This window comes from Magnetococcales bacterium (genome assembly GCA_015232395.1).
GTDB lineage: Bacteria > Pseudomonadota > Magnetococcia > Magnetococcales > JADFZT01 > JADFZT01.
Genome location: JADFZT010000076.1, coordinates 1 through 22227, shown reverse-complemented (window position 1 = coordinate 22227; position 22227 = coordinate 1). Strand labels below are relative to the sequence as shown.

Here is a 22227-nt window from a genome sequence, read left to right as displayed (position 1 = left end):
CGCTTCCGAAGCCCTGCAATTGCTGTTTGAAGGTCAGCGGCCCTCCTTCATGCAGTCTAACGAAGCTGAATAGTTACAAGTTTTGCTGGCCTGCAAGCTGGCAGATTTTCTCTCACCTGAAAATGGATCCATGTTTCCAGGCCTGACAGGAGTTGTATTATGCTGGCGCAGGAGATGAAAAAAAGCGGGAAAGAGTCAAAATCGGTGGAGTCGGCAGGCTTTGATCCGGGGTGATCTTTATGTTGTACAGGGGGAAGGGAAGGATAGCGTTTTTCCAGGAAAGAACCCCCATGGCACCTGACAGCATGGCGGTCTGAGGGTTCCCCTCTTGGATAGCCTCACATTCAGGAAATGCGGTACATCTTGTCGAAATTAAAAATGGTAAAAAACTTTTTCACGTTTTCGTGAGCATTGATGATATTGATATCCCGTTTACTCTTCACGCTGCTGTGATCCCCCAATAGCTGAATCATACCCAGAGCACTGCTATCGACATATTTGACATTTTTCATGTCGAGGATATATTTGGTGGGCTTTTTGATTCTGGCATAAGCTGAATGAAACTCTTTGTGCTCCTTGAAGGTGAAGTGTTCCGTTGGAGAGATGACGTGGCCCCGTTTATCTTTTTCAATTTTCATCGTACATCCCCTTGTTCATCCATAAATAAGTCCCTTGAAATGACATGCCTTATGGTTTTGGACTCTAGCACCGGGGGGACAGGAGTCAAGAAATGTGATGCTTTCTTTACAGCTGTTACGGAATCTTTACAGAGTGGCTGTCAGTTATGTCTCATTCTACTGGGTCATGTTTTTTGATGGGGCTAAATGTTGAATTAATAGCTGCCTGGGAGAATCGTTTTGCCCTGGAGTAAGACGGCCAGAAAAGCTGTCACAGGGGGCGGAAGGGGGTGAGGGGGCTTCGCTGGATGCTGGGAATTTTTCGCGGTCTGCTTACGGGTCGATGATCTTTTCAGGTAATGGTGTATAGCTTGTCAAACTGGAAAATATGCAGCATCTTTTTGACATTTTTGCTGGTATTGATGATTTTCAGATCCTGCCTCTTGGCGACGCTTTCGTGATCTCCAAGCAGTTGAATCATGCCTAAAGCACTGCTATCAATGTAAGTGACGTTCTTCATGTCAAGAATATATTTTGAATGTTTTTTGTTGTTGCAGTAGATTGAATGAAATATTTTATGCTCTTTAAATGTGAAGCGCACAGGAATGGTGATAATGTAGGTGCCAGATGAATTTGTCTGGACTTGCATGATGCTTCCCCCCGAAGACAATTCATTTGAAGTGAGATTACCTATGGATCAACCTACCATCATTCCTTGAAAAATCAAGCACAGTGACTTTTTGTTAATAAAATGGATTGTCATTGATAGCATTGAGTCTGCAAAGAATCAGCTGATAGCAATCCTGTAGCCAAAATGGTCTGATTGGATCAAGGGGCGGCGATGATTCGGCGGATGATCTCTTCCATGCGATCCAACATGATCTCCAGGCCAAACCGCTCTTGGGCCACTTGGAGGGCGTTGCGGCCCATCTGTTGGCGGCGCTCATGGTGGCTCAGGAGTTCATTCAAGGCGTTGGTAAGGCTCGGGACATCTTTGGGGCTCAACAAAATACCGGTCTGACCATCCTCGACGATCTCCGGGATTCCCCCCACCCGGGTGGTGATCACCGGCAGCCCCGTGAGCATCCCCTGCATCAGCCCCTGGGGAATGCCCTCGTTGCCATAGGAGGGGAGCACAAACAGATCCATCGCCTGCAACCAGGGGGGGACATTTTCTTGATTACCCACCAAAATCACCCGTTCTTTCAGATTTAACTCCGCAATCTGGCGTTCGATGTTACCCCGCACCGGGCCATCTCCCACCAGGAGCAACCGGGCCTGCTGATCTTGCATTTGGGCGAAGGCCGGGAGTAAAAACTTATGCCCCTTCCAGCTGCGCATGGTGGCCACCATGCCGACGATCAAGCCACTCTCTGGTAGTCCCAGTTTTTTTCGGGCAGTGAGTTGGTCTCCCGGTTTAAATTTTTCCCGGTCAATGCCGGTGGGGATGGAGGTGATTTGCTCAGGAGGGAAGCCGTTCACCCGGATCATCTGTTCCCGGACCATCTCACCGGTAGTGACGATGTGCCGGGCGGCCCGGCTGTAGAGCCAGCGGGTGGGCCAGTTGGTGGGTACCCCGGTGGAGACGTGACGCACCCGGATGATGGGGGGGGGCGTGGAAATAAACCGGGTGGCGATGGCGCCTAGCCAGCTGTCGGTGGAGCTGTGGCTGAGCAGAATATCTGCGGGATGCTCCCGGAGTGTTTGAATGGTGGCTCTCAGGCTCGGGATGTTTTTCCCCCCCATCTCACAGGGGACCGCTTCGACGCCATAATTCCCGGCCACTTTAAAAATATTGCTCTGGCGGGGGGCTAAAATTTTAACTGAATGGCCCCGTTGGACGAAGCCTGCAGATTCAGTCAGGATACGGATTTCCTGCCCCCCCCAGCCGAGGGAGGATTCGGTGTGAAGCATGCGTAAGGGTGTCATGAGGGACGGGGCCACCTTGATCCGGACCGGTTGTTGGGCATAAGTTCAACTCCCTTTGTTAAGAATATCCAGTCCGGAGCACACCCCCGGGCTTTATGACCGAGAGCGTCGGGCCAGGGGAAAATGTACGAAAAAAGCGCAGCCAGTTCAAACGCCCTGGAGCAGGGGGAGGCCTCCAACCCCACAAAATCCTCCGGGAGCGCCTCCAAACCCATGACCCTGGCGCTGATCCGCCAGCGTTATACCGCCTTTGGTGGGGCGGAGCGGTTTTTGGCCCGGGCGGTAGGGGCACTGCAAAAACAGGGGGTGGGAATCACCCTGGTGGCCCGCAGCTGGCAGCGCGAGGAGAGCGGCATGGCCCGTCTGCTCTGCTCTCCCCCCTATCTGGGGCGGTTTTGGCGGGATTGGGGGTTTGCCCGCTGTGTCTGTCATAAACTCACCGCCTCCCGGTTTGATCTGGTCCAGTCCCACATCCACATTCCCTGTTGCGATCTCTACCGGGCCGGGGATGGGGTCCATCGGGAATGGCTCATCCAGCGCGCCCGCGCCCGGGGTTGGTCCTCCCGGTTGGGGAGCGCTCTGAGCCCCTATCATCACTATGTCCTGGCAGCGGAAAAAGGGCTTTACGCCAGCCCCCAGCTCAAGGCGGTCATCTGCAACTCCCGTATGGTGCAGGAGGAGATCCACCACCACTATGGCTTTCCCCGGGAGCGGATGCATGTGATCTATAGCGGGGTGGATCTGGATCGTTTTCACCCGGATCTATCCCTGAAACACCGTGAAGCGATGCGTCAAAAGTGGGGTGTTCCCCTCGATGCCGTGGTGTTTCTTTTTGTCGGCTCCGGGTTTGAGCGCAAGGGGGTGCCGATTTTGCTGGAAGCCCTGAAAAAGCTGCCTGAGTCGGTTTATCTTGTGGTGGTGGGCAAGGATAAATCCACTCGGCGACTCAAGGGGAAAATGGCAGGATCCCCCCTGGATGGGCGGGTGATTTTGGCCGGACCCCAGGAGGAGACGCCGCCCTTTTACGGTATGGCCGACGCCTTTGTGCTGCCGACCCTTTATGATCCCTTTCCCAACGTCGCCCTGGAAGCCATGGCTGCCGGATTGCCGATGATCTCCTCCTTGAAATGTGGGGCAGTGGATCTGATCCATCATGGCGACAACGGTCTTTTGGGGGATGCCCTGGACCTGGAAAAGCTTGTGGAAAACATGGGCTATCTGATGGCGGGTGAAAATCGCCGGAGGATGGGAGGTGCTGCCCGGGAGACGGTGGCATCGCTCTCTCTCACGCAGATGTCCGAAAAGCTCATCACCCTCTATCAGAGCCTGCTGGCAGGCCACTGATTGGATGGGTTTACCGGGAAAGCTGGGAGGAGTGCCATGCAGCCGCGTATCAGCATGATCACGTTGGGGGTTGATGATCTGGAAAAGTCGGTCCGTTTTTACCAGGATGGCTTGGGGTTTCCGAAAATGGATTCTCCGGGGGAGGGGGTGGCCTTTTTCACCTTGAACGGCAGCTGGCTGGGACTCTATTCCCGGAAAGCCCTGGCAGAGGATGCCACGGTATCCGGGGAAGGGCGTGGCTTCAACAGCTTTGCCCTGGCCCACAATGTGGCTTCAGAAGTGGAGGTGGATCAGGTGATGGCTGAGGCCGTAGCGGCGGGGGCTGAGCTGGTCAAAACGCCACAAAAGGTGTTTTGGGGAGGCTATTCCGGCTACTTCAAGGATCCCGATGGTCACCTGTGGGAGATAGCCCACAATCCCTTCTTTTGGATCGGGCCACAAGATACCCCCAAGCGTTGAAGTCCGGGTATCTGCTGTTTCGTTTCAGGCTTTGTTGAAAAACTGTTTTCAAACTTTCCTACCCGGTTTTTTCCCGAACCAGGGAGAGGGCTTTGGCATACTTTAAAAAGCTGCTGAAAGCGCCGATCATGCAGTGGACAAAACCGGGCAGGCCATCCAAAACGCCCCGGCGCAAAATATAAAATTTGATAAAACGGGCCGGGGGGGAGAGGAGCAGGTGCCTCGGGCTGATTTTCTTGCCGGAAGCCACCAACGCCTCGGCCTGCACCGTGGTATAGCGGTTTTGCTTGGCCAGATAACTCTCCAGCCCCTCTTCCGAACGGTGGCGAATTTCTCCCTGAAGCCTGCCCACCGCCTTTTCAGTCACCACCTCTTCATGTACCGGCTCCCGGCTCCACTGGGCATGATCCCGGTGAAAAAAACGCAGTTTTTCATCGGGGTATCCCTCCCCATGCCCCAACCAACGCCCCATAAAGCGATTGCGTCGGGCCATCCGGTAGGCCAGATAACCAGGATTTTCGATCTCTTTTTGCAGGCTGGCTGCCAGGGTTTCATCCACGGCCTCATCGGCATCCAGACAGAGCACCCAGGGGTTTTTGGCTTGGGCTACGGCGAATTGCTTCTGGGGGCCGAAGCCCAACCATGATTGCTTTAAAACCCGGGCACCGAATTTTTCAGCGATCTGGCCGGTTTGGTCGGTGGAGCCGGAATCGACAATCAGGATTTCATCGGCAAAGGGCACGCTTTCGAGGCATCCGGGGAGCTGATCAGCGGCGTTCAGGGTGATGATGACCACGGAGATGGGGTGGGGGGGCATGGCAGCGGTCCTGAATCAAAGGGGACGGTTTGGTCTGTTCCAGAGTTATTTTGGCACAGAGTGATGCATATTGGTACAGCTGGGCCGGGTAGTGGTCACAGTGGCCGAAGCTCTCCTCAATGGGGATGATTGCTTCGGTCGGTGCAGGCTTGCAACTGCTGCCAGACCTGTTCTGGATGGAGGGTTTCGAAGCAGGGGGGGTGGAGGTCTTCGACTGGGGGAAAGGGGCACTTTTTTTTGAGGCAGGGGGCATCAGGGCAGCTGCCGGTGAGGTGTACTTGGTGGTTTCCGACAGTACCGGTCAGAGCCGGGCTTGTGGGGCCGTAGAGGTTGACCGTCGGCACCCCTAAAGCCGCTGCCAGATGTCCCGGACCGGTGTCCGCAGCCACCACCCCCCGGGCTTTGAGGAGAATCGCGGCAAGCCCTTCGATATCCATCCTCGGCAACACCCGGCACTTTTCAGGGTTGACCGCCGCAATGTGCTCGGCCCGGATTTTTTCCCCCTCACTCCCCCAGGGAATGACCACGCTCCCAGCCTTGGCGACCATACCAGCCAGCTCCCGCCAAAATCGTTGGGGCCACTGCTTGGTGCGCCAGGTGGTGCCGTGGAGAAAAACAAACGCCCCTTCCTCGGCGGGAACCGCGTCAAATCGACCTGGATCGATGCCATAATCGGGGGGTGTTTCCGGCAGGGAATAGCCCAAGGCCTCGGCAAAAAGCCGTCGGAGGCGATGGACGGCGTGGGGGCCTTTGGGAGAGGGGTGGCGTCGGTTGTAAAACAGAGCCGCCAGGGGTTCCCGGGCTGAGTGAAAATCCGGCCCGGCCCGCACCCCCCCGGCAATACCTGTTATCACCGCACTTTTAATAAGCCCCTGGGCATCCAAAGCCAGATCGTGGGGCTCTTGGCGCAGTTGCGCCATAAAACGCCCGATTTCACCCCGGCTCCTGGGACTGGCCAGATCTTTGCGCCAGCGTCGCCACGCCACGGGAATGACCTCCTTGACCACGGGATGCCAGAGGGGAATCTGGGCAAAGGATTCTTCAGCCACCCACCGGCACTCCAGCCCTTTGACGGCCTGCCTGGCATCGGTTAGCGCGGGCAGGGTGTGGAGCAGATCCCCCATGGAGGAGGTTTTGATGAGGAGCAGACGCATATCAGGAGATCATCTTCATCACCCGCTCACTCAAGGTGGCAAAGGGCGTGGTGCGAGATTTCCACATCTGATCGATGGGGGGATCGTCATATCGCCAGAGGGCACCATCCGGGCGGGTGCGCCAGCGGGCGTGGAGCCAGTTATACTGCTCGGCATAGGTGTGGATCCAGTCGTCAAAGGCGGTGTTGATCCGGGTGGTGAGCATAATCTCCCCCTTCTCTCCCAACCCCTTGGCCAACGGCTCGATAGGTTCCCCCACCCGAAACACCGAACGCCCCTGTGCCTCCCGGGTGGCAATGATCGGCAGCAGGGGGGAGCCGAAGCGCATGGCGAGCTTGGCCGGGCCCACAGGGGTCATGGCGGGAAGCCCCAGGAAGGGGGCGGCAATCCCCCCCTGACGAATGTTGATGTCGGTCATCAATCCCAAGATTTTTTTATCCCGCAACGCCTGCATCGCTCCCCGGGGATCTCGGCGGGCCACCCACTCCACACCATAGGGTTCCCGGAGCTTTTGAAACACCCTTTCACTTAAAGGATTGTTGGCGTGGCGATAGACGATCACCGTGGGGCGGCCACTCGCTTCGGCCAGGCGCTTTAATCCCGGCTCCCAGGAACCGACATGCACCCCGCAGATGATCACCCCCCGCTCCATTTCACACGCGGCCTTCAGATGCTGCAATCCTTCATTTTCGAACTGGATTTCATTAACCCGCATCCCCTCCATATGGCTGAAAAACAGGTTGCGGAATACCAGTGTAGCCAGTCGCTCCCGGGCTGCATCCGAGAGGTTTGGGCCATAGACCAGCTTCAGGTTGGTGAGGGTCCAGTTCCACTCCGAGCGGAGAATCTTTCGGCCCAGGCGTGAGAGCCCACCAATACGGCGGTAGGCCCCATCCAGTGAGCCTGCCCGCACCAGGGAGACCAAGCCTTTGACCGCCAGCCATTCCAGATAGTGGGCGGGTTTCGGGGGCTTTTCAGTACGGCTCATGGTGATACTCCGGGAATGATTTTTTGCCCATGGGAGTGGCTCTGGCTCCGGCGGATGGATGATCCCACGCAGCGCTTAAAGTGACCTCTTTTCCAGAAGATTGAGCACCTCACCGGGAGGGATATCCTTCAGACAATTGAGGTGCTGTTCCGGACAGGTGCGTTCAAAGCAGGGGGAGCATGCCAGCCCCAGGGAGAGCACCTCCACGTCTACGCCCAAGGGCGGGGTGTGGTTGGGGTCGGAGGAGCCGAAGAGGGCAATGACATGACGATCCAGGGCGGCGGCAACATGCATGAGGCCGGAATCGTTGGTCACCACCCCATGGGCCAGGGCGATCAGATCCACCGCCTCCTCCAGAGAGGTCTGGCCGGTGAGGTCCTGGCAGGCCTCTCCTGCACGGGCAGTAATCTGGGCGGCGGTGGCACTATCCTTGGGACTCCCCACCACCCACACCCGCCACCCTTTGGCAATTCGATTTCGGGCTACCTCCCCGTAATATTCCCCGGGCCAGAGCTTGGCCGGGCCATATTCCGCACCGGGGCAGAGCACGAGCAGGGGTTGGTCGGTGTCAGCAAGGCCCAGACGGGCCATCACCTGCCGGGCATTTTCAGGGGAAGCTTGCAGTTGGGGCAGGGGCAGGGGATCGGGGAGGGGGGTGTCTGGTTCCTGTCCCAGGGCGATGAAGCGATCCACGGTGCGGGGGAGCTTGGATTTATCGAGCTTGCGGGCGTGATTCAAAAGCCCCCAGCGCATCTCCCCGACAAAGCCTGTGCGTTTGGGAATGTTGGCCCAAAAAGGCGTCAGGGCGGATTTCAGGGAGTTGGGGAGCAGGATCGCCTCGCCATACCCTTCTTTCCGGAGTTTTTTGCCCAACCGATAGCGTTCTGCCAGGCCCAGCTGGCCGTGACCCAGGGGCATGGTCACCATCCGCCGCACCTGGGGCATTCGGGAGATCAGAGGGGCGCTCCAGGGAGGGGCCAAAACATCGATGGGGGCGAGGGGCGCGCGGGCTTTGAGCACCTTGAAGAGGCTTTGGGCCATCACCATATCCCCCACCCAGGCCGGACCCACCACCAGAACGGGGGCGGCGCTAGTCATGAGGGTTCCAGGCCCAACCCCAGGTATAAGCGGCTGGGGCAGCAGGGGCGGCAGAGGGAAAATAGCCCCATGGCGACACTTTCAGATGCATGAGCGTCACAATCGAAAAAAGCCTTTGGCCCGCAAGATTCCACATCAATCCGTCAGCTCACCCCTCCAGCTTTTTGCGGGCTTCCATGGTGGCGGCAATCCCCGCTTCCAGAGTGGCGAAGGGTTGATCATAACCGACATTTTTCAGACGGGTGATGTCCGCTTCGGTAAAGCTCTGATATTTATCCTTCAGCACTTCGGGCATCTCCTTGTAGGTGATTTTGCCCTTGCCGAGAAGTTGAATCACGCTGTTGGCGATGTCGTTGAAGGAGCGGGATTGACCGGTGCCGACATTAAAGATGCCCTGCTTGAGAGGGGCGGAGGCCAAAAACAGATTGATCTTGACCACATCCCCGACATGGATAAAATCCCGGCGTTGCTCCCCGGGACCATAACCGCCAGTCCCTTCAAAGAGCTTGGCCTCCCCCTTATCCCGGATTTGATCGTGGAGCTGGTTGACCATGGAGGTCATTTTGCCTTTGTGGATCTCCCGGGGGCCGTAGACATTAAAATAGCGCATGCCGGCAACCGGGCTTTCCACCTGATCCAAAATCCGTTCCACATAGCGGTCGAAGAGGAGCTTGGAGTAGCCATAGACATTCAGGGGACCTTCGTTGTCGGGGTGCTCGACAAAGGTTGAGCTGGCTCCGTAGGTAGCGGCGCTGGAGGCATAGATGAAAGGGGTCTTTTTGCTGGCAGCATAATGAAACAGCACCTTGGAGTAGGTGAAGTTGTTTTCCATCATGTAGCGGCCATCATACTCCATGGTGTCGGAGCAGGCCCCTTGATGGAAAATGGCCTCTACCGGATGGTTGTTGAAAACCCCGGATTTGAGGTTCTCCATAAATTCGGTCTTATCCATGAAATCGGCAAATTTTAAATCGGTCAGGTTGCGAAACTTGGTGGCATTTTTCAGATTATCCACCACCAGGATGTCGGTCTCTCCCTGTTGGTTGAGACCGTCCACCACATTGGCTCCGATAAAGCCCGCACCACCCGTTACGATAAACATGGAAAAACTCCCGTGGAAAAAATGAAGATGCTTTTTCGTTGATTCAGCGTGTTCCGGCCTGTTTTCAGATGACGGTGGCCTGTCGCCGGTGGATCAGTAAACGAAAGGCCAATTTTCAGCTTGGGTTCACTGGGAACCATCCCCCTGGGCTTACTCCGAACCGCTCACTCCGAGCCATCCCGGATATCCGCCACAATCCGGCTGGTGGATTGTCCCTCCACCAGGGTGACCAGGGCCACTTTTCCCCCCCAGGCCTTGATCTCCACCCCCCCCACCACCTGCTCTTCGGTATAATCCGCCCCCTTGGCCAGGATGTCGGGCTTGATGGCGTGGATCAGCCGCAGAGGCGTTTCTTCATCGAAGAGCACCACCAGATCCACTGCACTCATGGCGGCGACCACCCTTGCCCGGTCCTGCTCCCGAATGATGGGGCGGGTAGAGCCTTTGAGGGCGCGCACCGAGCGGTCGGTGTTGAGTCCCAAAATCAGATGATCCCCCAAGGCGCGGGCTTTTTCCAGATAGTCTACGTGGCCTGCGTGGAGCAGGTCGAAGCAGCCGTTGGTAAAAACAATGCGGTCATTCTTTTCCCGCCACACCTCTACCTGGGCGAGAGTTCCCTCCAGGGTGCGGATTTTTTCCGACTCCCCCTTGGCTTCTTTGGTGCTGAGAGCCGCCCGCAGCTCCTGGCGGTTGATGGGGGTGGTGCCCACCTTGCCCACCACGACTCCCGCAGCCAGATTGGCCAGTTGCAGCGCGTCCATCCGGCTCAACCCCACCGCGAGGCCTGCAGTAAAGGTGGCGATGACCGTATCCCCCGCACCAGACACATCGAACACCTCCCGAGCCATGGCCGGAATGCGCTGGATGCCTTTTTCGTCCAGGAGGGCAATGCCCTGTTCGCTCAAGGTGACGGCCAAAAAATCAACGCCGATCTCATCCCGAAACCGCTCTCCGGCGGCGAGGAGGGTTTCCAGCTCCCGCACTTGCAGGGGAATGGCGCTGGCCAACTCCTGGCGGTTGGGGGAGAGGGCCGTGGCCCCTTTATATTTGCGATAGTCCACCCCTTTGGGATCGGCCAATACCGGCAAGCCCAGAGTCCGGGCGCAGGTGATGATCTCCTGGCAGACCTCCTTGGAGAGTACCCCCTTGGCATAGTCGGACAAAATGACCGCAGCGGGTGGGGTGTCGGAATTTAAATCCGCCAGGATCGCCTGTAAAAGGGCGTTTTGATCTTTTTTGGGGATCGCCAGGGTCTCTTCCCGGTCGAGACGCAGCATTTGCTGATGCCCGCCGATCACCCGGGTTTTGGTGATGGTGGGGCGATCATCCAGGGGGTGGACAGCATCGGTGTTGATGCCTGCTTTTTGCAGGATATTGACCAACTGTTTGGCTTCGGTATCCATCCCCACATAGCCTGCAATCCGTGGAGAGAGGCCCAGGTGGGCGAGGTTTAAAGCGACGTTGGCAGCTCCCCCGCAGCTTTCGGTCTCCCGGATGAGTCGTACCACCGGGACCGGGGCCTCGGGAGAGACACGGGAGACATCCCCCCAGAGGTAGCGGTCGAGCATGATGTCGCCCACCACCAGGATGGCTTGTCCCTGAAATCCCGTCTCCAGGGCGGTGAGAACGTGGGGGCGGTTTTCAAACATGGGTGTCAGAGCCCATCACCGAAGCCTCTACCCAGTCGCAGAGAATGTGCCCCACCAGAATATGTCCCTCCTGAATCCGGGCGGTAATGGGGGAGGGTACCACCAGACAGTCATCCGCTGCGGATTTCAGAGCGCCCCCATCCTTGCCGGTAAAGCCGACCGTATAGGCGCCTATCTCCCGGGCGGCTGCCATGGCTTTTAAAATATTGGGGCTGTTGCCGGAAGTGGAGATGCCCACCACGACATCTTTTGGACCACAGAGCCCTTCCACTTGTCGGGAAAAAATCTGATCATAGCCATAATCGTTGCCCACAGCGGTGAGAATGGAGGTGTCGGTGGTGAAGGCCACCGAGGCCAGCGCCCGGCGTTCCCGGGTAAAACGGCCCACCAGTTCCGCTGCCAGATGTTGGCTGTCAGCGGCACTGCCGCCGTTGCCCATCCAGTAGATGCAACCACCTTGGGCGATGCAATCGCTCATACGCTGGGCGATGGTGGTCATCAGCGGAGTGAGGGCAGCCAAAGACGCTACCATGGTGCGGTGTTCCTCAAAAGCGTGTTCGATGTCGATCATGGGTGGAAACCTGGGCCTCAAAAGGGTATTGAAAGAACGGTCACAACTTAGCAGAAGCCGTTATCACCGGCAACGAACCGGAAATGGGGTTAAACACAAAACCGCCCGGCTCTTAGAGGCTGTTTGGTGATTGTGGATTGCGCCGCCCCGGCAAGGCAAAATCGCGCGGAAAACCGGAGCGTACTCCAGTACGTGAGGATTTGAGCACGATTTTAACGCCGCCGCGGCAAGCAGGACGCAATCACCAAACAGCCTCTTAAAGAACATTTTAACAAAGGCCGTCACACAACTGAAATGGAACAAAGCGTGCAATCAATCCGCATATTGAGCCTCCTGGTGATCGGGCTTGTTTTGGGCCTGCCGGGTTTCGTGGGCCATTCTCTGGCTGTGGCCGCTCCCGAGGAGACCCTCCTGGGAGAGGAATCACTGTTCAGTGAGGGGCTGATCTCTCCGGAGGCCAACGCCGCTGCCCGGAAAACCTGGCCCAAGCTGGGAGCAGCGCCTGGAGAGATTCTGCGTTTTAACATTCACTGGATCGGGGTGCCCGGTGGAAAGGCCACCATGCGCCTGGATGCGCCCAAGCCGGACCTTTTTTTTATCACGGCGACTCTGGAATCCATCGGTGTGGTGAAATGGTTTCACCCGGTGGAAGATCTTTTAAAATCTTCCGGCATACGTCTGCCTGACAGTTGGAGCGCCATCCATTATATCAAAAAGCAGCTCAAGGATGGCCGCTATCGGCTGACCGATCATCAGTTTATCCGGGAGGAAGAGGTGGTCCTGCGCCAGCTGGACAAGGGCCGTATCGAGCGGGTCCAACAGGTCTCTGCCGAAGCCAACGATCCCCTCACTGTGGTCTATGCCCTGCGCGCCAGGGAAGATTTCAAGCCTGGTGCCAAGCTTAAACTGCCCATCATGGATGGCAAAAAACATTATGAAGCCCTGGTCTCCGTCGGTGAGGCCAAGGATATCGCCACCCCTCTCGGCTGGTTTCAGGCCTATCCTGCTGAAATACGGGTCAAATATTCCGATCTTTTCCGCCACAGCGGGGCCATCACCATCTGGTTTACCGATGACGACCGCCGCCTGCCCATCCGGGTGGAGGCCAACGTCAAGGTGGGCGTCGCCGCTGCTGACCTGACCTATTATGAGGATGGTCGGGGGGGGCGGGGGGAAATCGAGGAAGAGAGCGAATGATGCAGAAGAGGGGAGTCTAAGACGCCATGGCCCATTCTGTCGTCGCCGTGATACCGGCCCGCTATCAGTCGAGCCGCCTGCCGGGCAAGCCCCTGGCTGATATTGCCGGTCGCACCATGATTCAACACGTCTATGAGCGCACCGCAAGCGCCCGGGTGGACCGGGTGTGTGTGGCAACGGATGATGAGCGCATTATGGCGGTGGTCAAGGGGTTTGGCGGAGAAGCGGTGATGACCTCTCCCGATCACGTTTCCGGCACCGACCGGGTAGCTGAGGCGGTTCGGGGGTTGGGGGCGGATCTGGTGGTTAACGTCCAGGGGGATGAGCCTCTGCTCAATCCGGAGATGATCGACGCTGCCCTGCAACCCTTGCGGGAAGATTCCCAGATTCCCATGGGCACTCTTGCGCACCCTTTGACGAATCCAGCGGAGGCGATCAACTCTGATGTGGTCAAGGTGGTGTGCGACCGAAAGGGGTTTGCCCTCTATTTTTCCCGAGCCCCCATTCCCCTGACCCGGGAGGCTGACAGCCCCCAACCGGAAGGAATGCTGCGCCACATCGGGCTTTATGTCTATCGGGCCGATTTTTTGCAGGTTTTTTCAAAGCTCCCTCCCACTCCCCTGGAAACCCGGGAGCGCCTGGAGCAGTTGAGGGCCTTGGAACACGGCTATCGAATTCGGGTGGTTGAGACTTCACACGAGGTGATCGGGGTCGATACGCCGGATGATCTTAAGCGGGTGCGTGGGTTGTTTGAACAGAGCTGAATCCAGTGGGGCTTATTTGGTTGATACCGTGATTTTACCCGTACCATCCGTGTCATCCGTGTCATTCATGTAGGATGCGGTGAGCCGTGCGAACCGCATCAATCAAGACCACATTCCATCATCCAAGTTGTTTCCCCCGTCAATCATCCTGTTGGTTTTGCATAAACAATTCAAACGCTTGAGTTGTTTTGGCAGCTCTCAAACGATGCGGTTCGCACAGCTCACCACATCCTACACAGGCTGGCTGTTTCCCAAAAAAAAGGTGAGCCCTGATCCTCCAGGCCCCACCTTTTTTCAGCGCTATTTTTTCAGCTCTGCTCTGCCATCTACATCCGCTGCATCTCCTTGAGCAGGTTGTCGCTCTCCTGACCCAGGTGCATATCCCCCATGGCGTAGAGCATCTGCTCTTCCTTGAGATTGTGTTGTTGCATGAGCACCAGGAGGGTGCCACCACCCCGGACCAGGGCTTTCATATCGCCGTTGTCCGCAGCCTGGCGCATCTGTTTCATAATACCCCGCATCTGTTCGTGCTCCATGCGCATCACCATGGTGGGGCCTTGGGTCATGCCGGTGGTGCGTTCGAAAGCGGGGAAAAAGCCTTCTTCTTCCAGGCGAAAATGGTGGATCATGCCCAGCTCGAAGCGATTGTAGGCCTCTATGGCCGTGGCTTGGTCTCCCCCGTTGGCGGCATTTTCCGACTGGGCGTAGAGATCATCACAACGGCGGTGATCAAAGGTCATGAACTCCCGTACCTGGCGGGTGGCTTGGGGCTGGGGCAGGCGATTGACCGATACCAGCCAGGTTTCAGGGCCATCCTTCAGGGGAAACCAGTTAAAGCTACCCCAGTTGGATTCCTGAAAGGCGTTCAGGAGGGGGCGCAGATCCCGCTGGGCGGTTACCTCGAACATCCCCCCACCGTCGGTATCGTTAAAACGGGCGCTCAGCTGGGTCAAGCCGGATTGATCATCGGCGTCGTTCAAATCCAGAATATTTTCCATTACACTCTCCGAAATCGGTCATAGTCTCATCTCCCCTTGCTTGCGGGACGTGGCATCATAGCAAAACAGGGCGGTCAAGCCGAAGGGGAGATATTCATGCAGAATGAGGATGGGGAATATTAAGAGAAAATCCCCCGGAATCCATTGACGAAAATCAACTCCATAGCCCTTAATCCAGGATATTTTCAAGAGAGTGTGTGTCTGATGGAGTTGATCTTGTCTCCAATTTTAATCCGACCACTGACCAAACCATCACCGGATGATGGGGATAACCGTCACCGGTTCACTTTGCCAGGGAAACCAACCAGATGATCTCCACCAGCGGACTTCATGTCGATCAAGCGCCGCCACTTCACATCCCGTTCCGTTTTTTTGCCACCGCACCGCTTTTTATGATTTTTGCCGGTGTGGTGCTCTTTTTGTGGCAGGGGGATCTTTTCCTGGCTCCCCTGGTTCCCCAGACCGTCGCCCTGGTCCATCTGGCGGTACTCGGTTGGATCACCATGGTGATGGTGGGGGCGCTCTATCAGATGTTTCCGGTTTTGGCGGGGGTGCCTGTCCCCTGGCCGGGATTGGTCCCTTGGGTCCATGGTTTGTTGATTTTCGGGCTGGTGTCGATGTTCCTGGGGATTGGGGCTGACGGTCACGCCTGGTGGCTTTTGGCCGCTTCTGTGGGGCTGGGACCTGCGGTGGGGCTTTTCCTGATCCAGATCTATGTGGCCCTCTTCAGAGCTGCCACCCGCCACCCCTCGGTCTGGGCCATGGGTATTTCCTCCGTGGCTCTGGCTTCCACCCTGGCCATGGGGGCGGTCTTTCTGGGGGAGTATGCCCACGGCTTTATGGCTCTGGATCGGGAAGCGATGGTGGGGATTCACCTTACCTGGGGGCTTCTCGGCTGGATAGGTACCCTGATCATGGGGGTCTCTTTTCAGGTGTTGCCGATGTTTTACATGATGCCTGAGTTTCCCACCCGGGCGGGAGGGTGGATCCTGGCGGGTGTTTCGGCAACCTTGCTGCTGCTGCCTGCCGCCCTCTATCTCTATCCCGAAACGCCCGATATCTGGTGGTTGGCCGGAGGGCCTGGATTGATCGCAGTGGGGTTTTACAGCGTCATTACCGCCAAGCTTTTGGTTCGGCGAAAACGGACCTATCCGGATCTGACCTTTCGTTTTTGGCAGTTGGGATTTCTTTCCGGTGCACTGTCCTTGCTGGTTTTGGCTACCTGGCCTGCCCAGGAAGGGGAGGCATGGCGGTTTCTCTTCGGGGTGCTTTTCATCATGGGATGGGCCACCTCGGTGATCCTGGGCATGCTCTATAAAATCGTCCCGTTCCTGGTCTGGTTTCACCGCTTCAGCAACTTGGCGGGGTTGGTGGAAATTCCCATGATGGACGATCTGGTGCCGGAAAAGGTGGCCCGGGTTCATTTTATCGCCCACACCCTGTCGGTGGTGTTGCTCTCTCTGGCAGCGGGTTTGGGCTATGAATGGGCCATTCCAGCGGGGGGGGTGGCTTTGGGGGTTTCTGGAGTGATATTGGCCTATTCCATCTGGTTTGCCTGGCGGCAAGAGCCCCCGGAAGCGCCGGAAATGCCTGACTTTGATTCCTTCTTCAAACCGGGAGGCCCTCTGGATAAAGGTAACTTGGAAAACACGCCGGATGGGGGGCAGGTGATTTCCTGATCCGGTTTGGCGAGGGATGGTTGATCGGATTGGGGTGGGGTTGAGGGTACACCCCATGGTGTCAAGGCTGGTGGGTCGGAGTCAGATGGGGCTGGTGGGTCGGGTTTAGCTGGATTTGCGGGAGGCGGTGGGATTTTCGGCGCTCTTTTCCATCTGCTCCAGGATGTCCATATATCGGCGGATGTGGCGCACGAAAAAAATGGGCTCCGAGCCCCGGGCATAGCCGCTTTTGAGCTGTTTGTAATATTTTTTCCGGGAGAGCAGGGGCAGTACCGTACGCAGATCCCGCCAAAGGTTGGGGTTTTTGCCCAACTCCCGACTAAGCTCCCTGGCATCCCGGATATGACCCAATCCCACATTATAGGAAGCCAAGGCGATCCAGGTGCGGTCCGGTTCCTGAATTTCTTCGGGTAGACGCCGCCTGAGGTTGGCCAGATACCACGCTCCTCCCAGGATCGACTCCTGGGGATCCAGGCGATTTTTCACCCCCATCCAGCGGGCTGTGGAGCGGGTCAGCATCATGATGCCCCGAACCCCGGTATGGCTGGTAGCTGAGGGATCCCAGTGGGACTCCTGATAGGCTAGAGCAGCCAGCAGTTGCCAGGGAATCAGATAGCGATCGGCGGCTTCCTGGAACAGCTCCTTGAATTCCGGCAGACGCTCGTTTACCCGTGAGTAAAAACTGCGGTGTTCAACATAGTCGTATTCGTTGTGGTTGGGTTCTACATGGCCAAAATAGCGATCATAGAGGGTCGCCAGTTGGCCGCTCTCCTCCATGTTGTGAAACCAGTTGATCACTTCCCGTTGCAGCAGCATGGCCCGTTTGGGCAGCACCCAGGCTTGGGGTTGGGTGGCGCTGATGGGAAATTTGACCACCAGCTCGGGATAGTAGCGCCGATTGATGGCCACCACATGGGAGTCGGCAATGGTGCAGTCCACCTCTTTTTTCCACACCTTTTCCAGGATATGCTCTGTGGATAGCTCTGGAATTGACTGCCAGGTGAGATCTGGAACCAGATCTTTGAGTTCTTGCAGGCGGGTTTCGTGCTCTCCTCCCGCTTCCACAGCCAGGGAAACTTGAGCCAGGCGCAGAATGTCCGTGGGCCGACGCCCTCCCCGGCGACACACCACCTGTTGATCCACCTCTTGATAGTCCGGCCCAAAGCGGAACTCCAGCTCCCGTTCAGCGGTGCGGATCAGGCCCGCTGCTGCCAGATCCCCCTCACCCCGACGCAGACTTTCAAAAATTTCGCTGGAGTTGTTGAGAATCTTAAAGTGATGCGTAACTCCCAGATGCCGGGCAAAGGCCACCACCAGGTCGTGTTCGAACCCTGCTTTCTGTTGGTCGCGGTTTTCAAAATAGGTGGTGGGGGCGTTGCGAGTGAGTACCACCAGGGATCCCCGCTCACGAATCTCCTCTACCACCGGCTGACGCAGGCGCAGATCACAGCCCACGAGCAGAGAGCTTCCCAATAGCCCCAGCAACCAGAGAGCAGCCAGGCGGGGTTTGCGAGGAGGGCGTGATTTTTTCAGAGCGAGCATAACCCCATTATTAGCAGACTCTGATCCTTTTGGAAAAGAGGAAGGGGCTTAGCGATAAAAAAATTATTGGATGGATAATATTCGCTTCGTAAGCTGGGGCGGTATGGTTGATATAGCCTGTTGGTTTGTAAGGGTAAGATTGAATAAAGTGGTGTGATGGTGCAGGGTTCCGGATGTTTTTGATGGGTCCATCAACTCAAGATAGGGGGCATCTATTCCTCCTTCCATCGCAGATTCAGGATAACCGCACCGGGTGGCGGCGAGCCCCCCAGTCGCCGGGGGCACCTTCAAAAATCCCGGCACAAGGGGTGGCGCAGTGACGGCAGGCGCCTTGATCGGTGAGATGCCAGCCGCGAATCTGCCACCCCACCCGTTCCACCAGGGGTTTTTGGCAGTGGTGGCACCAAGTCGTCGCTCCCTGGGGATCGTGGACGTTGCCGGTCAAAGGATAACGAAGGCCGTTTTGCAGGGCGATGTTGCGAGCCCGGGTCAGGGTGTGCGACGGGGTTCGGGGGAGATGGTTGAGCTTCCAGTCCGGGTGAAAGGCGGTGAAGTGGATGGGGACATCGGGCCCCAAATGCTCTGCCACCCATTGGGTGAGAGCCTGCAACTCCCCTTCGGAGTCGTTTTCACCGGGGATCAGGAGGGTGGTGATTTCCAGCCAGACCGAGGTTTCATGTTTGATATATTGAAGCACATCCAGCACCGGTTGCAGGTGGCCGCCGGTTAATTTTCGATAAAATTTTTCGCTGAAAGCCTTGAGATCAACGTTGGCGGCATCCATGTGGGAAAAAAATTTTTCAGCAGGCTCGGGATCGATATATCCAGCGGTGACCGCCACACTACGAACCCCCCGCTCCCGGCAGGCGATGCTGGTATCCACGGCATATTCCAGAAAAATCACCGGATCGTTGTAGGTGTAGGAGACGCTGGCGCAGTGATTACGTTGAGCCCCCTGGGCGATCTGCTCGGGGGTGGCGGATTCTGACAGACTATCGGTGCGTTTGGATTTGCTCATATGCCAGTTTTGGCAAAATTTGCAGGTGAGGTTGCATCCGGCGGTGCCGAAGGAGAGGGTGGAGGTGCCGGGTAAAAAATGGGAGAGGGGTTTTTTTTCGATGGGATCGACGCAAAATCCGCTGGAGCGGCCATAGGTGGTGAGGACGATTTCCCCCCCCTGCCTGGCCCGGACAAAGCAGAGACCCCGTTGTTCTTCAGCCAGTTGGCAGTGGTGGGGACAGAGGTCGCACTGGATGCGACCATCCTTTGAAAAGTGCCAATAACGGGCCTTCATGGAAGGTTTTCCATCCTCTTTTGAATCCCTGTTTATCGGAAAGTTCCCCTGGCGGAGTTGAATTCCGATGGTTTCTGTGCCTTAATACGGCCAAAAAAAGGGGGAGCCCATCAAAAAAGGGAGCCCTGTTTGGGGAAAAAAATCCACCAGGATCTAAGACTGGAGAAATTCATGGAAACTGCTACCGATTTTTTCAAAGCCGCACTGCGCAACGAAGTCAAGGCCTCTGCCTTCTATTATAAGGCCGCTGATTTGGCGCGCAACGACGAGTCCCGCATGCTCCTGCTGAATTTTGCCGACATGGAGGATGGTCACGCCCGGGATCTGCTGGAAAAGGCCGCAGGAGCCCCCTGTGCCTCTGATTTCGATGCCAAGGCCTATCTCAAAGAGTTGGAAGACAACACCGACGCCACCATTTCCGATGATGAGATGAAAATCATCCAGGATGGCGACATGCGGGCGATTCTGGAATTTGGTATCAGGATGGAAGCCAATGCTGGCGAGAACTATAAAAAACTGGCTGCTGTCGCTACCAACGACGATGTAAAGGCCTACTGCCTGGAGCTCGTCAAAGAAGAAAAAGAGCATGAAAATGAGCTGGTCCGATTGCTCAATGGCCTGGACATGGATGACGAAGATCGTCCCGGCCTGTAATCCCAGCCTGCGACCATCCTCCAGGCCCTCCAGGGTGTGGGGATGGTTCATGATATGACCATTTGGCGACCATGAACCTTCGCCACACCCTCTGCCATAGGCTTGCGGTTCACCTTCTGGATATTCGTCTCCGGGGGGTGCAGCCCATGTCCGGGGCAGAGGGTGGGGTGATGGTGATTGCCAACCATCCAGCCCCCCTGGATTGGTGGTTGCTCCCGCTGTTTTTGCCTGCCGATACCCTTTTCGTTTACGACATTCGGGAAAAACGTCCCCCTTTTGTGGTCCGGTTTTATAGCTGGATCAACTGGTTGGGGGTTGATTTTACCCGCCCGGGTCACCATCAAACCCTGATGGATCATCTGTCAGGGGGTGGGGTGGCCTTTGCTTTTCCCGAGGGAGGGGCTACGGGAGCCGATGCCATCGCCAAGGTGGCGGCGTTTCCCTTGTCAGCAGCCAGAAAGGCGGGGGCCAAATGGATTGTCGGGCACCTTTGGGGCAGCCGCAAGCTCTCCTTTTGGCATCTCCTGACCCGCCGGAGGGGGATTGTTCTCGATTTTTCATCCCCTGATCCAGCCCCGATACGAGAAAAACCAGAAGCTCCAGGCATGCGTCAGGCTGAGGAGCGGTTGGTGGGGGATTGGCTTGTTGCTGCGGCTTTTAAGGGGAGGCCCATCCATCGAACCCTCTGGGAAGGGTTGATCGAAAACTGTCGCCCCTTTGATAGCCAGCGGGTGATGCTTCAGGAGGGCAGCGGCACCCAGGCCACCCAGGGATCCTTTTTCACCCGCACCGCCATCCTTGCCCAACTGCTGAAAAAACAGACCCAACCCGGAGAGCGGGTGGGGGTGTTGCTACCCACCACGGTGGGCGGGCTGATCACCTTTTTTGCCTTGCAGTTGTTGGGACGCACTCCAACGATGCTCAACTTTACCGCAGGCCCTGAAGCGATGGCGGCTTCCGCAAGGTTGGCCGGGGTAAAGACGATTCTTTCTTCCAGGCTCTTTATCGAAAAAGCCAAGCTCCAGGCAGCCCACGATCATCTCAAGGGGGTGGCGCGGGTGCTCCTGCTGGAGGATCTAAAAAAAGAGCTGAATCCTTGGATGTTGTTGAAGGGGTTCGTCACTTCCCGGATGCCCCTCTTTTTTCATCGCCGATGGAGCCAGGGAGTGGATCGGAATGATCCGGGGGTGATTTTGTTTACCTCCGGCTCGGAAGGAACCCCCAAGGGGGTGGTGCTTTCCCATGGAAATCTTCAGGCCAATCTCAACCAGATCAAAGCCCGGGTCGATTTTAATGAGCGGGATACCCTGCTCAACGCCCTGCCCATGTTCCACGCCTTTGGTCTGACGGTGGGCACCCTGGCACCGCTTTTTTCCGGTATGAAGGGGATATTGCTGCCGTCACCCCTGGATTATCGAGGGGTGGCGGAAACCTGCTATCGCACCCAATCGACCATTCTGGCCAGCGCCAACACTTTCCTCGCAGGCTACGGCAAGGTGGCCCACCCCTATGACTTTCACACCCTGAAGCTGGTTTTTGCCGGGGCGGAGCCGTTGCGGGAAGAGACCGCCCGCTTGTGGCGTGATAAATTCGGCATTCGCATTTTGGAGGGGTATGGGGCCACGGAAACGAGCCCGGTGATTTCGGTCAACACCCCCATGGAAAACCTGTCCGGCAGCGTGGGCAGGGCTCTGCCGGGGATGGCCAGGCATTTGGCACCGGTGGAAGGGGTGGATGTGGGGGGGCGGCTCTGGGTGAAGGGGGAAAATGTGATGGTGGGCTACCTGAAGGAGGGGGCGGGAAGGGAGCCGATCCCACCGGCAGGCCCCATGGGTAAAGGGTGGTACGACACTGGGGATGTGGTGGCAGAAGATGAAGCGGGCTATCTCCAGATTGTGGGCCGGGCCAAACGTTTCGCCAAGATTGGGGGCGAGATGGTGTCGCTCGCCGCGGTTGAAGCCCTCGCCGCCAACACCTGGCCCAACGAACGCCACGCCATCATCACCCTGCCAGACCCCAAAAAAGGCGAACGCATCCTCATCCTCACCGAACGCCCCAATCCGGACCTCAAGGAGTTGATAGAGCAGGCCCGTAAAGAGCACGCGGCAGAAATCCTCATCCCCAAAAGAATCATCCACATCGAGGAAGTCCCCATCCTGGGCTCGGGGAAGATTGATTTTTTGAAGGCTCGGGAGATGGTTTTGGAACTGGCCGATCAAGAGTGATTTTTTGAGTGTCAGGCCATGGGTTGATCTGAAAAAAGTGACAGCCTATCGTCAAGTTGAACTTTTTTTGTAACTGCTCGCCCCCCCAAAAAAAATGAGGTGGCAGCACGATATTTCTTGACACGATTTTTCCATGCCAGAATGGT

20 protein-coding genes are annotated in these 22227 nt (G+C 56.9%); 7 read left to right on the top strand and 13 right to left on the bottom strand.

Features of this window, described 5'->3' with window-relative positions; all coding sequences use genetic code 11:
* Window positions 1-344 precede the first annotated feature (344 nt).
* From HQL52_16690 to HQL52_16680, 3 genes are all read right to left on the bottom strand, one after another.
* A complete protein-coding gene (locus HQL52_16690; protein ID MBF0371089.1) occupies window positions 345-638 on the bottom strand; it encodes an STAS domain-containing protein in 294 nt (97 codons plus the stop codon).
* A gap of 331 nt (window positions 639-969) precedes the next feature.
* Window positions 970-1266 (bottom strand): STAS domain-containing protein, encoded by a 297-nt coding sequence (locus tag HQL52_16685; protein MBF0371088.1) that lies wholly within the window; start codon window positions 1264-1266, stop codon window positions 970-972.
* 179 nt (window positions 1267-1445) lie between these two features.
* A complete protein-coding gene (locus HQL52_16680; protein MBF0371087.1) occupies window positions 1446-2546 on the bottom strand; it encodes a glycosyltransferase family 4 protein in 1101 nt (366 codons plus the stop codon).
* Window positions 2547-2669: 123 nt separating this feature from the next.
* Here HQL52_16680 and HQL52_16675 point away from each other — a divergent pair, with 123 nt between their 5' ends.
* Window positions 2670-3890, top strand: a complete 1221-nt coding sequence (locus HQL52_16675; GenBank protein ID MBF0371086.1) for a glycosyltransferase family 4 protein — start codon at window positions 2670-2672, stop codon at window positions 3888-3890.
* 36 nt (window positions 3891-3926) lie between these two features.
* On the top strand, window positions 3927-4349 hold the full coding sequence (locus HQL52_16670; GenBank protein MBF0371085.1) for a VOC family protein: 423 nt from the start codon (window positions 3927-3929) through the stop codon (window positions 4347-4349).
* Window positions 4350-4407: 58 nt separating this feature from the next.
* Here HQL52_16670 and HQL52_16665 read toward each other — a convergent pair whose 3' ends face one another.
* The 7 genes from HQL52_16665 to HQL52_16635 form a co-directional block, all read right to left on the bottom strand.
* Window positions 4408-5166 (bottom strand): glycosyltransferase family 2 protein, encoded by a 759-nt coding sequence (locus tag HQL52_16665; protein MBF0371084.1) that lies wholly within the window; start codon window positions 5164-5166, stop codon window positions 4408-4410.
* A 116-nt stretch (window positions 5167-5282) separates the two neighbouring features.
* Window positions 5283-6320, bottom strand: a complete 1038-nt coding sequence (waaC, locus tag HQL52_16660) for a lipopolysaccharide heptosyltransferase I (protein MBF0371083.1) — start codon at window positions 6318-6320, stop codon at window positions 5283-5285.
* A 1-nt stretch (window position 6321) separates the two neighbouring features.
* Entirely contained in the window at window positions 6322-7308 is a 987-nt protein-coding gene (locus tag HQL52_16655) for a lysophospholipid acyltransferase family protein (GenBank protein MBF0371082.1), read from the bottom strand.
* A 75-nt stretch (window positions 7309-7383) separates the two neighbouring features.
* Complete coding sequence (gene waaF / locus HQL52_16650) at window positions 7384-8406, bottom strand: lipopolysaccharide heptosyltransferase II (GenBank protein ID MBF0371081.1); 1023 nt, start codon at window positions 8404-8406, stop codon at window positions 7384-7386.
* Between the two features lie 148 nt (window positions 8407-8554).
* Complete coding sequence (rfaD, locus tag HQL52_16645) at window positions 8555-9508, bottom strand: ADP-glyceromanno-heptose 6-epimerase (protein ID MBF0371080.1); 954 nt, start codon at window positions 9506-9508, stop codon at window positions 8555-8557.
* Between the two features lie 164 nt (window positions 9509-9672).
* A complete protein-coding gene (gene rfaE1 / locus HQL52_16640; GenBank protein MBF0371079.1) occupies window positions 9673-11157 on the bottom strand; it encodes a D-glycero-beta-D-manno-heptose-7-phosphate kinase in 1485 nt (494 codons plus the stop codon).
* The gene (locus HQL52_16635; GenBank protein MBF0371078.1) at window positions 11150-11728 is read right to left on the bottom strand and encodes a D-sedoheptulose 7-phosphate isomerase; all 579 of its coding nucleotides are present in this window, start codon (window positions 11726-11728) and stop codon (window positions 11150-11152) included. Before HQL52_16635 ends, rfaE1 begins: the two co-directional genes overlap by 8 nt.
* A 306-nt stretch (window positions 11729-12034) precedes the next feature.
* On the opposite strand from HQL52_16635, the gene HQL52_16630 reads away from it, so the two are divergent.
* On the top strand, window positions 12035-12925 hold the full coding sequence (locus HQL52_16630; protein MBF0371077.1) for a DUF3108 domain-containing protein: 891 nt from the start codon (window positions 12035-12037) through the stop codon (window positions 12923-12925).
* 26 nt (window positions 12926-12951) lie between these two features.
* Window positions 12952-13689 carry a 3-deoxy-manno-octulosonate cytidylyltransferase gene (gene kdsB / locus HQL52_16625; protein ID MBF0371076.1) on the top strand — a complete coding sequence of 246 codons (738 nt, stop codon included), beginning with the start codon at window positions 12952-12954 and terminating at the stop codon, window positions 13687-13689.
* 326 nt (window positions 13690-14015) lie between these two features.
* Here kdsB and HQL52_16620 read toward each other — a convergent pair whose 3' ends face one another.
* The gene (locus HQL52_16620) at window positions 14016-14687 is read right to left on the bottom strand and encodes a hemerythrin domain-containing protein (protein ID MBF0371075.1); all 672 of its coding nucleotides are present in this window, start codon (window positions 14685-14687) and stop codon (window positions 14016-14018) included.
* 308 nt (window positions 14688-14995) lie between these two features.
* Between HQL52_16620 and HQL52_16615 the strand changes: the two genes are divergently transcribed.
* Window positions 14996-16366, top strand: a complete 1371-nt coding sequence (locus HQL52_16615; protein ID MBF0371074.1) for a hypothetical protein — start codon at window positions 14996-14998, stop codon at window positions 16364-16366.
* 105 nt (window positions 16367-16471) lie between these two features.
* Here the strand turns inward: HQL52_16615 and mltF are convergent, their stop codons facing one another.
* Both mltF and amrS read right to left on the bottom strand, forming a co-directional pair.
* Window positions 16472-17908, bottom strand: coding sequence for a membrane-bound lytic murein transglycosylase MltF (mltF, locus tag HQL52_16610; protein MBF0371073.1), 1437 nt, complete (start codon window positions 17906-17908; stop codon window positions 16472-16474).
* Window positions 17909-18143: 235 nt separating this feature from the next.
* On the bottom strand, window positions 18144-19202 hold the full coding sequence (gene amrS / locus HQL52_16605; GenBank protein ID MBF0371072.1) for an AmmeMemoRadiSam system radical SAM enzyme: 1059 nt from the start codon (window positions 19200-19202) through the stop codon (window positions 18144-18146).
* A gap of 171 nt (window positions 19203-19373) precedes the next feature.
* On the opposite strand from amrS, the gene HQL52_16600 reads away from it, so the two are divergent.
* Both HQL52_16600 and HQL52_16595 read left to right on the top strand, forming a co-directional pair.
* Window positions 19374-19856, top strand: coding sequence for a ferritin family protein (locus HQL52_16600; protein ID MBF0371071.1), 483 nt, complete (start codon window positions 19374-19376; stop codon window positions 19854-19856).
* Window positions 19857-19927: 71 nt separating this feature from the next.
* Entirely contained in the window at window positions 19928-22081 is a 2154-nt protein-coding gene (locus HQL52_16595; protein MBF0371070.1) for an AMP-binding protein, read from the top strand.
* Window positions 22082-22227: the final 146 nt, after the last annotated feature.

What these genes read in the sequence shown, in the direction of transcription:
- HQL52_16690 (MBF0371089.1), bottom strand. Translation starts at nt 638, where the DNA reads ATGAAAATTGAAAAAGATAAACGGGGCCACGTCATCTCTCCAACGGAA.
- HQL52_16665 (MBF0371084.1), bottom strand. Translation starts at nt 5,166, where the DNA reads ATGCCCCCCCACCCCATCTCCGTGGTCATCATCACCCTGAACGCCGCT.
- waaC (MBF0371083.1), bottom strand. Translation starts at nt 6,320, where the DNA reads ATGCGTCTGCTCCTCATCAAAACCTCCTCCATGGGGGATCTGCTCCAC.
- HQL52_16615 (MBF0371074.1), top strand. Translation starts at nt 14,996, where the DNA reads ATGATCTCCACCAGCGGACTTCATGTCGATCAAGCGCCGCCACTTCAC.
- amrS (MBF0371072.1), bottom strand. Translation starts at nt 19,202, where the DNA reads ATGAAGGCCCGTTATTGGCACTTTTCAAAGGATGGTCGCATCCAGTGC.
- kdsB (MBF0371076.1), top strand. Translation starts at nt 12,952, where the DNA reads ATGGCCCATTCTGTCGTCGCCGTGATACCGGCCCGCTATCAGTCGAGC.
- HQL52_16670 (MBF0371085.1), top strand. Translation starts at nt 3,927, where the DNA reads ATGCAGCCGCGTATCAGCATGATCACGTTGGGGGTTGATGATCTGGAA.
- rfaD (MBF0371080.1), bottom strand. Translation starts at nt 9,508, where the DNA reads ATGTTTATCGTAACGGGTGGTGCGGGCTTTATCGGAGCCAATGTGGTG.
- HQL52_16620 (MBF0371075.1), bottom strand. Translation starts at nt 14,687, where the DNA reads ATGGAAAATATTCTGGATTTGAACGACGCCGATGATCAATCCGGCTTG.
- mltF (MBF0371073.1), bottom strand. Translation starts at nt 17,908, where the DNA reads ATGCTCGCTCTGAAAAAATCACGCCCTCCTCGCAAACCCCGCCTGGCT.
- HQL52_16680 (MBF0371087.1), bottom strand. Translation starts at nt 2,546, where the DNA reads ATGACACCCTTACGCATGCTTCACACCGAATCCTCCCTCGGCTGGGGG.
- HQL52_16675 (MBF0371086.1), top strand. Translation starts at nt 2,670, where the DNA reads ATGTACGAAAAAAGCGCAGCCAGTTCAAACGCCCTGGAGCAGGGGGAG.
- waaF (MBF0371081.1), bottom strand. Translation starts at nt 8,406, where the DNA reads ATGACTAGCGCCGCCCCCGTTCTGGTGGTGGGTCCGGCCTGGGTGGGG.
- HQL52_16685 (MBF0371088.1), bottom strand. Translation starts at nt 1,266, where the DNA reads ATGCAAGTCCAGACAAATTCATCTGGCACCTACATTATCACCATTCCT.
- HQL52_16635 (MBF0371078.1), bottom strand. Translation starts at nt 11,728, where the DNA reads ATGATCGACATCGAACACGCTTTTGAGGAACACCGCACCATGGTAGCG.
- HQL52_16595 (MBF0371070.1), top strand. Translation starts at nt 19,928, where the DNA reads ATGAACCTTCGCCACACCCTCTGCCATAGGCTTGCGGTTCACCTTCTG.
- HQL52_16655 (MBF0371082.1), bottom strand. Translation starts at nt 7,308, where the DNA reads ATGAGCCGTACTGAAAAGCCCCCGAAACCCGCCCACTATCTGGAATGG.
- rfaE1 (MBF0371079.1), bottom strand. Translation starts at nt 11,157, where the DNA reads ATGTTTGAAAACCGCCCCCACGTTCTCACCGCCCTGGAGACGGGATTT.
- HQL52_16600 (MBF0371071.1), top strand. Translation starts at nt 19,374, where the DNA reads ATGGAAACTGCTACCGATTTTTTCAAAGCCGCACTGCGCAACGAAGTC.